Source organism: Microbacterium sp. NPDC086615 (genome assembly GCF_040686055.1).
GTDB lineage: Bacteria > Actinomycetota > Actinomycetes > Actinomycetales > Microbacteriaceae > Microbacterium.
The window spans coordinates 1-10,926 of record NZ_JBFBJJ010000003.1 but is presented as its reverse complement, the minus strand read 5'-3'; the positions used below and the strand labels follow the sequence as shown (position 1 = coordinate 10,926).

General features: G+C 65.0%; 12 protein-coding genes and 1 pseudogene. 7 read left to right on the top strand and 6 right to left on the bottom strand.

The window, feature by feature from the left end; genetic code table 11:
• Window positions 1-263 precede the first annotated feature (263 nt).
• The gene (locus tag AB0O24_RS04155; protein ID WP_363373166.1) at window positions 264-1,142 is read right to left on the bottom strand and encodes a hypothetical protein; all 879 of its coding nucleotides are present in this window, start codon (window positions 1,140-1,142) and stop codon (window positions 264-266) included.
• A gap of 87 nt (window positions 1,143-1,229) precedes the next feature.
• Window positions 1,230-1,436: pseudogene (locus AB0O24_RS04150) on the bottom strand (DUF2510 domain-containing protein); the annotation flags it as partial.
• A 381-nt stretch (window positions 1,437-1,817) separates the two neighbouring features.
• On the opposite strand from AB0O24_RS04150, the gene AB0O24_RS04145 reads away from it, so the two are divergent.
• Both AB0O24_RS04145 and AB0O24_RS04140 read left to right on the top strand, forming a co-directional pair.
• The gene (locus AB0O24_RS04145) at window positions 1,818-2,261 is read left to right on the top strand and encodes a helix-turn-helix domain-containing protein (RefSeq protein ID WP_275801856.1); all 444 of its coding nucleotides are present in this window, start codon (window positions 1,818-1,820) and stop codon (window positions 2,259-2,261) included.
• The gene (locus AB0O24_RS04140; protein WP_275801855.1) at window positions 2,258-2,632 is read left to right on the top strand and encodes a HepT-like ribonuclease domain-containing protein; all 375 of its coding nucleotides are present in this window, start codon (window positions 2,258-2,260) and stop codon (window positions 2,630-2,632) included. Before AB0O24_RS04145 ends, AB0O24_RS04140 begins: the two co-directional genes overlap by 4 nt.
• A 61-nt stretch (window positions 2,633-2,693) precedes the next feature.
• On the opposite strand, the gene AB0O24_RS04135 is transcribed toward AB0O24_RS04140, so the two are convergent.
• Window positions 2,694-3,350, bottom strand: a complete 657-nt coding sequence (locus tag AB0O24_RS04135) for a LysE family translocator (protein ID WP_275801854.1) — start codon at window positions 3,348-3,350, stop codon at window positions 2,694-2,696.
• A 252-nt stretch (window positions 3,351-3,602) separates the two neighbouring features.
• Between AB0O24_RS04135 and AB0O24_RS04130 the strand changes: the two genes are divergently transcribed.
• Window positions 3,603-3,887, top strand: a complete 285-nt coding sequence (locus AB0O24_RS04130) for a helix-turn-helix domain-containing protein (RefSeq protein ID WP_275801853.1) — start codon at window positions 3,603-3,605, stop codon at window positions 3,885-3,887.
• Entirely contained in the window at window positions 3,884-5,206 is a 1,323-nt protein-coding gene (locus tag AB0O24_RS04125; protein WP_275801852.1) for a type II toxin-antitoxin system HipA family toxin, read from the top strand. Before AB0O24_RS04130 ends, AB0O24_RS04125 begins: the two co-directional genes overlap by 4 nt.
• A gap of 87 nt (window positions 5,207-5,293) precedes the next feature.
• Here AB0O24_RS04125 and AB0O24_RS04120 read toward each other — a convergent pair whose 3' ends face one another.
• The 3 genes from AB0O24_RS04120 to AB0O24_RS04110 all read right to left on the bottom strand — a co-directional run bounded on the left by AB0O24_RS04120 (window position 5,294) and on the right by AB0O24_RS04110 (window position 8,377).
• A complete protein-coding gene (locus AB0O24_RS04120) occupies window positions 5,294-6,796 on the bottom strand; it encodes an SPFH domain-containing protein (protein WP_275801879.1) in 1,503 nt (500 codons plus the stop codon).
• A gap of 212 nt (window positions 6,797-7,008) precedes the next feature.
• Complete coding sequence (locus tag AB0O24_RS04115) at window positions 7,009-7,665, bottom strand: LysE family translocator (protein WP_275800788.1); 657 nt, start codon at window positions 7,663-7,665, stop codon at window positions 7,009-7,011.
• A 127-nt stretch (window positions 7,666-7,792) separates the two neighbouring features.
• A complete protein-coding gene (locus tag AB0O24_RS04110) occupies window positions 7,793-8,377 on the bottom strand; it encodes a dihydrofolate reductase family protein (RefSeq protein ID WP_363372753.1) in 585 nt (194 codons plus the stop codon).
• Window positions 8,378-8,478: 101 nt separating this feature from the next.
• Here AB0O24_RS04110 and AB0O24_RS04105 point away from each other — a divergent pair, with 101 nt between their 5' ends.
• The 3 genes from AB0O24_RS04105 to AB0O24_RS04095 all read left to right on the top strand — a co-directional run bounded on the left by AB0O24_RS04105 (window position 8,479) and on the right by AB0O24_RS04095 (window position 10,866).
• Entirely contained in the window at window positions 8,479-8,799 is a 321-nt protein-coding gene (locus AB0O24_RS04105) for a nucleotide pyrophosphohydrolase (RefSeq protein WP_275800790.1), read from the top strand.
• Window positions 8,800-9,001: 202 nt separating this feature from the next.
• Window positions 9,002-10,534, top strand: coding sequence for a DNA/RNA helicase domain-containing protein (locus AB0O24_RS04100; protein ID WP_345799725.1), 1,533 nt, complete (start codon window positions 9,002-9,004; stop codon window positions 10,532-10,534).
• 41 nt (window positions 10,535-10,575) lie between these two features.
• Window positions 10,576-10,866: a hypothetical protein gene (locus AB0O24_RS04095; protein ID WP_363372749.1), complete on the top strand. Its 291-nt coding sequence runs from the start codon at window positions 10,576-10,578 to the stop codon at window positions 10,864-10,866.
• The last annotated feature ends 60 nt before the right edge of the window (window positions 10,867-10,926 follow it).

Sequence of the window (10,926 nt, the reverse complement as noted above, 5' to 3'; positions counted from 1 at the left end):
CGCGCTGGGAGCAGGGCGCCGAGGAGAACGAGGTCGACCAGGCCACGGTGTACGGCGGCGGCGAGCGCGGATACACGGATTACCCGGTGCTGCAGGGCTGAGTTCCGGATGCCGGGGGCCTCGCGCCAGATTTCGCGCGGGGCCCGGAACTACCTACCGTCCATGTCGCGCGAGCTGGATCTCAGAAGAACAGTCATAGGGACCACGAGGGCCGCCCGTAGGCGACCCTCGTGGTCCTCTAACGCGGCTTGCTCAGGCAGGCATCAGAGGTGAGCGAATGCCTCGACCTTGCTGTCCAGCGGCACTTGCCACAACGGAACCTTCCACGCTGCCGTACCGCCGGCGGGCACACGATCCGTGTAGGTGGTGTCGACACCCACGATCTTTCCATCGCCATTACGGGCGATGACGTCGATGCGGACCATGTCCTGGTCTTCCGTGAAGTTGCTGGTAACGGTGCCGCTAACGGTCATCCAGTCGTACTCGGAGCCGGTGGTCACCTCACCCATCGTGAAGGACCCGGTCTCAGCGGCGGGCGAGTTGGTCGCCGCACTCGCGGTCGGCCCTCGCACCTCGATGCGGTCGATCTGCGCCGATCCCACCTGCAGGAAGCGGCCGACATACCACGAGCTTCCCGAGAGGATCGTGCTGTAGTCCGTACCGGTGTCGAGCAGCACGCCGTTGGCATCGTAAGCCTCCACCTTGATTGCGGCGTTGCCGAAGACGTAGTCCTCGTTCGGGTTGGTCAGCTGCACGGCGTACCAGCCCATGCCGCTCTCAGTGTCCACGCCAAACGCGGTTTCACCGAGCACAAGATCCTGCGCGGCCGCGATCGCAGGCTCGTCAGCGGTCCCGGGCGCCTCTTCTTCGACAATGTCGGAGGTGCCGACCTCGCCGACAACCGTGTCATCGAACGCGCTGTTGAAAGCTGTGGCCACCACCACGAAGAAAACGACTACCCCGACGATCGTGCCGATAACCGACACGATCATCGCGGCGACGCCCTGCCACTTGGGCTTGTCCTTTTGGAAAAGCGCCACGATGCCGAGGATGAAAGCGATCGGCAGCAGGATCCACCCAACGATCAGGGCACCGGGGATGCAAGCGAAGATGAATCCTGCGGCCGCCAGCGCGAGCGCCACGATCCCGAGGATGTTGCGCGGCTTCTGCTCGGACTCAGGAGCTGTCGATCCGGGGACGACGAAGTCGCTCCCGCTAGACGCCGTGCCCACGGGACGAACTTGGTCAGTCCACGCAGCGCCATCCCAATAGCGCTCCTGGCCTTCGACGCCAGCAGGGAACCAGCCCGCGGGCGCGGCTGGAGTGATTGATTCAGTCAAGGTTTTCCCCCATGGAAAGGGCCACGTCGGATTCGTGGCTTCTGCTCTGAGTGCTCGCCGCCAACATGCGAGGCTCGACAGTCTATGAGGAAACACTCATGCGATTCATAACAAATACACATCCGATATCCGTCGCCCGCTGCGGGACGGTCTCATTCAGCTGAACGAGGTCGGCACCCCAGAGCGCGGCAGGCAGCGCAACGAGAACCATGGGCGCAACAGCCCGCAGAGCGAGGTCACCGCATGGCTGAACAGGGCAGACCACCTGCGACGCGAATGCCTGGGCGCTCAGCCCCATCGACAGGGACCTCCCCCTGATCACACTGCCCGCAGGGCGTCGGCGACGCACGGTTCTGACGTGCGCGAGGGCCGAGCGTGGGTGGCTGATAGGCCAGATCCCTGGCTTGCGCGCACTGTAGGCACCGAGGGAAGTGAGTCCTATATCGCCCCCGATAACCTCGCGGCTACCCTGATGGCATGAACATCCGCGCGGGACGAGAAGCGGCGGGCATGAGCCAGGCCGAGCTCGCCCACGCCGCCCGTGTGGCGCAGCCCAACATCTCGGCGTACGAGAACGGTCGGCGTCAGCCCAGCCCCGAGGTCCTCGAACGCATCCGTCGCGCGCTGGTCGGCACCCTCAACGAGCGGCTGTTCCGCCACCGCGACGAGATTCATCGCCTCGTCGCCGAGCATCACGCCACCGCGCCGCGGGTGTTCGGATCCGTGGCTCGCGGCGAGGAGACCGCGGCATCCGACATCGACATCCTCGTCGACTTCACGCCCGAAGCCGGCCTCCTGGATGAGGTGGGCCTGCGCCTCGCCCTCGCCGATCTGCTTCACGTCGAGGTCGATGTCATCGCCTCCGACACCCTCCGCGGTGAGTTCCGGGAGCGGGTGCTCCGCGAGGCCGTCCCGCTGTGAGCATCGAGAGTCGTCAGGCACAGGATGCCGCGACCCGCGTGATCGCGGTGTGCGAGGTCATCGCACTCATCGTCGAAAAGGGCGAGGAGCACTTCCTCCGCGAGGTCGAGGCGCAATGGGCCGCGGAGATGGGGCTGATCCGGATCGGCGAGGCGGTCGCCAAGATCCCGCCGCCCGTTCGCGAGCGCTTCGCCGGTCAGCCATGGCGTCAGATCATCGACATGCGGAACTTCGCCGCCCACCAGTACGACGACCTCGACCCGCACCGCGTCTGGCGCACGCTCACGCGTGACGTGCCGCGGTTGCGGGAGTACCTGGCGTCAGTCGTGATTCCGGGACTCTCCCCGGACACCGGTAACGCAGCACGGTAGTCCCCGGCGAAATACTCCTCAGGCATGTCGTCGAGACGGGAAGGCGGCAGATCGAGGCACCTCATGGCCGCGCGGCTTTGGGGACCTCGACGGCGAGGAAGATCGCGACGAGACCGAGCAAGCTTCCGGTGACTCGGCGCTGCCATCTCGTCCAGGTGGGGCGGGTGTGCAGGGAGCGAGCGATCGACCCGGCAGCGATGACGATGGTGGCGTTCACGATGAGGCTGACCAGGATTTGGATGCCGCCGAGCACGAAGCCCTGGGCGACAGCATGACCGGCGCATGAGTCGATGAACTGCGGGATCAACGCCAGGTACATGACGGCGACCTTCGGATTCAGCAGATTCGTGACCAGCCCCAGTCGGAACAGCTTCGCCCCGGAATCCCGCCCGAGGACGCGGGTCTCGAAAAGCCCGGTCCCGCCCGGACGCAAGGTCCGCCAGGCCAGGTACGCGAGATAGGCCACGCCCGCGGCTTTGAGGCCGACATAAAGCCATGGGACGACCACGAAGACGACCGCGAGTCCCAGGTTGGCCATTGCCATATAGACGAGGAACCCGACCCCGGTACCGGCGAGTGATATCAGGCCGGCAATACGCCCTTGGGCGATACTCCAGGAGACGAGGTAGATCATGTTCGGGCCAGGCGTGAGCACCATGACCAGCGCCGCCAAGGCCATTCCGCCCGCCGCGCTCCAGGAGATGAGACCAATCAGCATCGCGCCACCGCCGTCCGTCCGTGAGTCCTGACCACGGTGGCGTAACGATGTCACGCATCTCAACCCTTACAGGAAGGCGCGGGCCCCCGCGGACTCAGCAAGTGGATCTCGACCCACCCCGAATGTGAAGACCACCCCACCGAGCGGCTCGTGTACGCATTGACGTACATCAGCGGTACGTGTCAGAATCCTCGTACATAGCAGGATGTGACTGGAATTTCGTACATGCTGCGAGTGAGGGAGGACCTGCCAGTGCTCGTGAACGTCTCGCTCGACTGGGGAAACATCGTCCGCGACCGCCGCTCCGACCTCGGACTGACCCAAGCGGACTTGGCGCAGCGGATCGGGCGCGCCCGCCAGTGGGTGGTCCGGTTCGAGTCCGGTCACGCCGGGAGCGCGAGCGTGGACAGCCTGATGGCAGTGCTCCACGCGCTTGATCTGTATGCCGAGGTCGACACGGCGGAGGATGAGACCGACTCGGATCCGATGTTCATGGATGTCGTCGATCCATGGGATGCGCCGAAGGCGCAGCCGTGAGGCTCACCGCGTATCTGGACGGGCGGCGCATCGGCTGGTTCAGCCAGCGCGACGGTGGCGACATCTCGCTGGAGTTCGATCCCGCCTGGCAGCGTGACGCCGGCCGCCTCGAACTGTCACTGTCTCTGCCGAAGAGCCGCCGCCGGCACGAGGGCGCCGCGCCCGGGAACTTCCTCTGGAACCTTCTGCCCGACAACGACGCCGTGCTGGCGCGGTGGGGGCGGACGTTCGGCGTCTCGCCGCGCAACCCGATGGGGTTGCTCGCCAACGTCGGACGGGATGCGGCGGGCGCCGTACAGCTCATCGACTCGACTCAGTGGGACGAGCCGGTCCTCGACGGACCGGGCGAGATCGAGTGGATCGATGACGCGACCATTGCCTCGCACCTGCGCGAACTGCGCGCCGACCCTTCCGCGTGGGTGGCGACGGGGTACGACGGAGGCTACTTCTCGCTCGCCGGAGCGCAGTCCAAGTTCACTCTCGTCCGTGGCCGCGACGCCTGGGGATTCGCGACCGGAAGCACCGCGTCGACGCACATCGTCAAACCCGGCGTGGCAGGGCTCAAGTGGGGCGACCTGAATGAGCACCTGACGATGCGTGCTGCGCATCACCTGAACATGGATGTCGCACGCAGCCGACTGGTGAACTTCGACGACGAGAGCGCGATCGTGATCGAACGCTTCGACCGGTATCGCCGCGCCGAGCACGCTGAGGGAACGTCAATCGCCCGCGCGCACCAGGAGGACTTCGCGCAGGCGACGGGAACGCATCCGACGGCGAAGTATCAGAACGAGGGCGGCCCCGGCATTGCCGCGATCTCACGACTCATCATCGACAGATTCGGTCCCGCTGGCCCGATGCATGCCCTGGGATTCTTCGACGCCACGATCTTCAACTGGGTTGCACTGGGAACCGATGCCCATGCGAAGAACTACGCACTGCTGTGGCCGACGGCTCGAACAGGATGGCCTCGCCTGGCGCCTCTCTACGACCTCGGCTCGGCACTGGCATATCCCGAGATCAACAACCGCAGGGCGAAGCTCGCGATGTCATTCGACGGCCACTACCGCACGTACGAGATCGAGCCTCGGCACATCGTGCGCGAGGCGAGTGTCTTCACCGGCATCCTGGGGCAATCAGCCACCGTGGACTGGGTGTATTCGCGCGCTCGAACGTACGTCGATGGGTTGCCCGAGGCACTGAGCCTTGCCGCCGAGGAAGCCTCCCTCAGCGGGGAAGAACGACAGTTTGCCGCGACGCTGATCGATCGAGCCCGCGAGCGCACACAGGATCTGCGGCGGCAGCTAGATCGGCGGTGAAGACCCGCACAACCTCGCTCGCCCCGAGCGATTGTTGGGCAGATTCCTCACCCTGTGTCGTTGTGTGCTTCCCCGTGGCCCTCTGCGTCAGTCGCTGACGGCTGCTGAAGACTCCGCCTCCCGGGACGAGCGCGACGACGCCACACCCCGCCCGAACGCCTGGCCCTGCAGAATCGCCCCGAGATCCACGCCCGTCGCCGACTTCACGCTGTCGAACGTCGCCGCCAGGCCCGCCGCCTGCTCGCGCGCGATGTGCGCTCCCGCGGAGTCGCCGCCCACGAGGGTGACGTTGCCGACGTTCTGGTAGCCCTTCGCGAACTCCGCCATGAGCGCGGGCAGCTGTCCGATGAGCTCGCGCCCGAGGATGGCTTCCTGGTTCTCGCGGAGCGCCTCGGCCTCGGCCTGAATCGCCGCGGCACTCGCCTCACCCTTCGCGCGAATGGCCTCCGCCTCGGCGAGGGCCTGAGCACGGAGCGCCTCGGCTTCGGCACTGGACTTCGCGCGTAGCGCCTCGGCCTCGGCCTCGGCGCGCGCCCGCACCGCAGCGGCTTCGGCTGCGGCGGAGGCCTGCCGGGCCTCGGCCTGGCGCTGCACCGCGTAGGCCTCGGCATCCGATTCCTGCTGCGCCACCTGGCGGTCGGTGTCGGCCTTCTTCTGGCGCGCGTACGACTCGGCGTCGGCTTCGGTCTGCTTGCGGTACTTCTCGGCATCCGCGACGCGCTTGACGTCGGCGTCGAGCTCGGCCTGACGGTTCTCGGCGCGCTGCACCAGAACGGCCTGTTCGCGCTCGGCGCGGGCGAGATTCTCGGCCTGCTCCGCCTCGGCGTTCGCACGCCCGACCTCGGACTTGGATGCCGCGGTGTTCTTGTCGAACGCGGTCTGTTCGATGAGGTTCGCTTCCTCGGTGGCGAGCTGGCGCGCCTTGACCTCGCGGGCCGCCTCGATGCGCGCGACCTCGGCCTCGCGCTTGACGCGCTCGACCTCCTGCGCGCCGAGGGCCTCGATGTAGCCGTTGCGGTCTGTGACGCCCTGGATGGCGAAGGAGTCGAGCACGAGACCCTGCGCGAGAAGGTCGCCCTTGATGCCCTCCGCGATTTCGTCACCGAGCTTCTGGCGGTCTTGCATGACCTCTTCGACGTTGAGCTTCGCGACGACACCACGCAGCGCACCCTCGAGCTGTTCGGTGGTGAACACGTCGATCGCCTGGTCCTGCGAGGCGAAGCGCTCCGCGGCGGCGCGAACCTGGTCGGGCAGCGACCCGATCTTGACCAGCGCAACACCCGCCAGGTGGATGGTCACGCCGTTCTTCGTCTGAGCAACGGGCTCCATCTTGATCTGGCGCGAACGGAGCGAAATGCGATCCGAACGCTGAGTCAGCTTGTTGACGAAAGCGCCGCCGCCCGTAATGACGGTCATGTTCGACGTCAGCCCGTCGGTCCCGCGCTGCTTCTTACCGACGATGACGATCGCCTCATCGGCCTGCGGCACCTGATACCAGGCCCGGAAGATGAAGAAGCCGATCAGCAGGATCAGCAGCACCGCCCCGACGGCGACGACGACACCGATGATCCAGAAAATGTCACTGCTCACGACAAGCCCCCCCCGGCTCCGAGATTGCGGATTCTGGGATCACGCTATCGGGTGCCGGTACCGCTGCACGGTAGCCCCCGAGCCGAACTCCCACCGCTCGACGAGCTCGAGCCGTTCGCCGGTCCTTTCAAGAAGCCGAGGGCCCCGCCCCGCCACAACCGGACGCGCCGAGCGCCTGGAGCGGTACGAGCGTTGGGGTAGATCGCATTACCTCACGGACGCGCAGCTTTAGGCACCTCGACGGCGAGGAAGGTCGCGACCAGACCAAGCAGGCTTCCGGTGATGCGGCACTGCCACCTCGTCCAGGTGGGGCGTGTGTGGAGGAAGCGAGCGATCAACCCCGCAGCAATGACGATGGTGGCATTCACGGTGAGGCTGACCAGGATTTGGATGCCGCCGAGCGCGAAGCCCTGGGCTACGGCATAACCGACGCGTGAGTCGATGAATTGCGGGATCAACGCCAGGTACATGACGGCGGCCTTCGGATTCAGCAGGTTCGTGACGAGCCCCATACGGAACAACTTCCCCCTGGAATCCTGCGCAAGGGCGCGGGTTTCGAACAGCCCGGTCCCGCCCGGGCGCAAGGTCCGCCAGGCCAGGTAGGCGAGATAGGCGACACCCGCGGCTTTGAGGCCGACGTAAAGCCACGGGACGACCACGAAGACGACGGCGAGTCCCAGGTTGGCCATGGTCATGTAGACGAGGAATCCCACCCCGGTGCCGGCGAGCGATACCAGGCCAGCGGCCCGCCCCTGGGCGATACTCCGCGAGACGAGGTAGATCATGTTGGGGCCAGGCGTGAGCACCATGACCAGCGCCGCCAGGGCCATCCCGCCCGCCGCGCTCCAGGAAATGAGACCAATCAGCATCGCGCCAGCGCCGTCCGTCCGTGAGTCCTCACCACGGTGGCGTAACGGTATTATGCATCTCAACCCTTACAGCGGGACCCGGTGCTGGCGCCCCGCTGGCGCATGCTGATGCGCAAACGTGCCGCGGCTACTCGGTCGACGCGCCGGCCCCCGGGCTCTGAACCGGCCGATACCGCTGCACGGTAGCCCCCGAACCGAACTCCCACCGTTCGACGAGCTCGAGCTTCAGCTCCACGCCATCGAGCAGCCGCGGTACGCGACCGGCGATCACCGGATGCACGACGAACGTGTACTCGTCGATGAGCCCCGCCTCGGCGAGCGCCGCTGGCAACCGAACTCCGCCGAGCGAGATGCCCCGCCCCGGCCGCTCCTTCAGCCGCCGCACAGCCTCGACGACATCGCCGTCGAGAAGCTCGGCGTTCCAGTCGACCGCGTCGAGAGTCGCGGATGCCACCACCTTCCGCATCGGATCTATGACCTCCGAGAAGGCCACCTCACTGGCATCCATCCAGTCCGGCCACTCCCCCGAGTCGGGCTTGCGCCACGCGCCCTGCATCAGCTCATACGTCACGCGTCCGTAGAGGAGTGTGTCAGAGCGACGGAGCTCGTCGGTCCAGAACGCCATCGACTCCTCGTCGGGTGGGAGGCCCTCCTCGTGCGAGCAGCAGCCGTCGAGGGTGACGTTGATGGCGTAGCGGAGGGGCTGGGTCATGGAGGTCTCCTTCGACCTGGGCGGGAATGGGGTCAGGGTACTGGTGCTAGAAGTTTTCCGTGTAGATCCGGTCTGGCCCCGTCCTGCGTTACGGTCGCAGCGTGACCAGTGAACGTGTTCGAGAAGCGCTGTCCGAGTTCGTTCGCGAGCGTGACTGGGGGCAGTTTCATACGCCGGCAAATCTGGCGAAGAGCATCTCGATCGAAGCTGCCGAGCTTCTCGAATGCTTCCAGTGGAACGACGAGGCCGACGCCGCGCGCGTCCGGGAGGAGCTGGCGGACATCGTCACCTACTGCATCCTTCTCTCAGAGAAAATCCGAGTCGATCTCGACGAGATCGTCCTCGAGAAGCTCGCCGTGACACGTGCCAAGTACCCGGTCGAGACTGCGAAGGGGCGGAGCACGAAGTATGACGCCCTCTGAGATCGAACGGCTGGAATTCACGGGCTCAGCCATCTCGACATGGGCGTCCGATGACGAGCGCCGAAGAAATTGGCCGGTCGTCTATGTTCTCGACAACGCGGGTTCTATCGGATCCCCTTCTGTCTACGTGGGAGAGACGGTCAGCGCTGCATCCCGCATGCGTCAGCACCTTCAAAGCCCGTCGAAGGCGGGTTTTCGTCGCGTGCGCGTCGTCATCGACGACACCTTTAACAAGTCGGCCTGTCTCGACCTGGAATCACACCTGATTCGTTGGCTCGCTGGGGATGGTCAGTTCGCCGTCCTCAACGGCAACGAAGGGATCATTGACGCCCAGTACTACGCGCGCGAGCAGTACCGCGAGAGCTTCCGGGACATCTTCGAGCAGTTGAGGTCCGAGGGGGTTTTCCAACGCAGCATCCCGGAGATCGAGAACACTGACCTCTTCAAGCTCTCACCGTTCAAAGTTCTCACGAGAGAGCAGGCGATCGCCGTCGAGCAGATCGTCGAATCGCTGTTGGACGATGTCGCCAGCGGGGCGCGATCGAGCAGCGTGGTCGAGGGCAATCCTGGGACTGGGAAAACCATCGTTGCCATCTACTTGATGAAGCTGCTTGCGGACATCCGAGAATTCGAGGACAGCGATGAGATCGAACCTGATTCACTCTTCTCCGAGTTCTTCGTTCCCGAGAACCGAGAACTCCTGAGATCGGTTCGCGTTGGTCTCGTTGTACCTCAGCAGTCACTTCGCGAATCGATCAAGAAGGTTTTCGAGAAGACACCCAAGATCAGCGAAAACCAAGTTCTGAGTCCGTTCGATGTGGGCAAGTCACAAGAACCCTTCGACCTACTCATCGTCGACGAGACGCATCGGCTCAATCGGCGGGCGAACCAATCCTCGGGGGTGCGGAACCGAGACTTTGCCGAGATCAACCGCAGGCTTTTCGGATCCGATGACGTGAACAAGACCCAGCTCGATTGGATCCGGGCCCAGAGTCGTCATCAGATTCTTCTCATCGATGAGCGGCAGGCCGTGCGGCCTGCCGACCTGTCACGTGAGTCGCTCTCAGCCGAGATCGCCGAAGCGCAGCGAGCCCATCGACGCTTCCCGCTCGCGAGGCAGATGCGAGTTCGTGCAGACGCCGATTACATCGGATTCGTCCGGGCGATGCTACGCGGTGACGTCCAACCAGGAACCCGCCCGGACTTCGGTGAATACGATCTGCGCTTCTTCACAAGCGTTGTGGAGATGCAGGACGCCATCCGAGAGCGCGAGCGTGAGGCAGGTCTGGCGCGATTGGTCGCGGGGTACGCATGGGATTGGAAGACGCGTGGCAATAAGCCTGGGTATGACTTCGAGATCGAGGGTACCCAGTTCACATGGAACCGTACGGACAAGGATTGGATCAATTCCCCCGGCTCGACGCGCGAAGTGGGGTCCATCCACACGGTTCAGGGGTACGACCTCAACTACGCGGGCGTCATCGTCGCGGACGACCTGCGATATGACGCGAAGAACGACCGGGTGACTGTGAGCCGTGAGGCGTATCGCGACAGGAAGGGAAAGGAGAATCTCCGGACGCTGAAGAGGAACACCACCGACGAGGATCTCCTGGAACTGATCCAGAACATCTATGGGGTGCTTCTCACGCGCGGTGTCTTGGGGACATACATCTACGTCTGCGATCCAGCCCTTCGCGAGTACATTCAGTCGGCGCTAGCCCCGCCTCCTGCATAGAGGCGCTCACGTTCTACCAGTCCGTCTTCGGTGGCCACCTCGTGATCAACACGTACGCCGATCTCGGGATGCCTGCCGAGATCCTAGGCTCCGACAAGGTCGTCTTCGGCGTGGTCGCCTCCAAGAACGGATTCCGCGTGATCGCGAACCCCAATCTCAGTACCCGCTGGCGGGAGGGCGCCGACGGGAACGAGGTCGACAACACCTCCGTCCGCGGCGGCGGCGAAACGGCTACACCGATTACCCGTTCTTCCAGGACTGAACTCCGGATTCCAGGGCCTCGCGCACCCCTTTCGCGGCTCTTCGGACATTCGGTGGGGGTCATGGTGTGAGTCCGCCGGCGGCGAGGAGCATGCGTAGCCGGTAGTTGTCGCGGTTGCGGAAGCCTCTGG

Coding starts and splice junctions, on each gene's coding strand:
- AB0O24_RS04115 (WP_275800788.1), bottom strand. CDS start 7,665: ATGCTGATTGGTCTCATTTCCTGGAGCGCGGCGGGCGGGATGGCCCTG.
- AB0O24_RS04145 (WP_275801856.1), top strand. CDS start 1,818: ATGAACATCCGCGCGGGACGAGAAGCGGCGGGCATGAGCCAGGCCGAG.
- AB0O24_RS04110 (WP_363372753.1), bottom strand. CDS start 8,377: ATGACCCAGCCCCTCCGCTACGCCATCAACGTCACCCTCGACGGCTGC.
- AB0O24_RS04135 (WP_275801854.1), bottom strand. CDS start 3,350: ATGCTGATTGGTCTCATCTCCTGGAGCGCGGCGGGCGGAATGGCCTTG.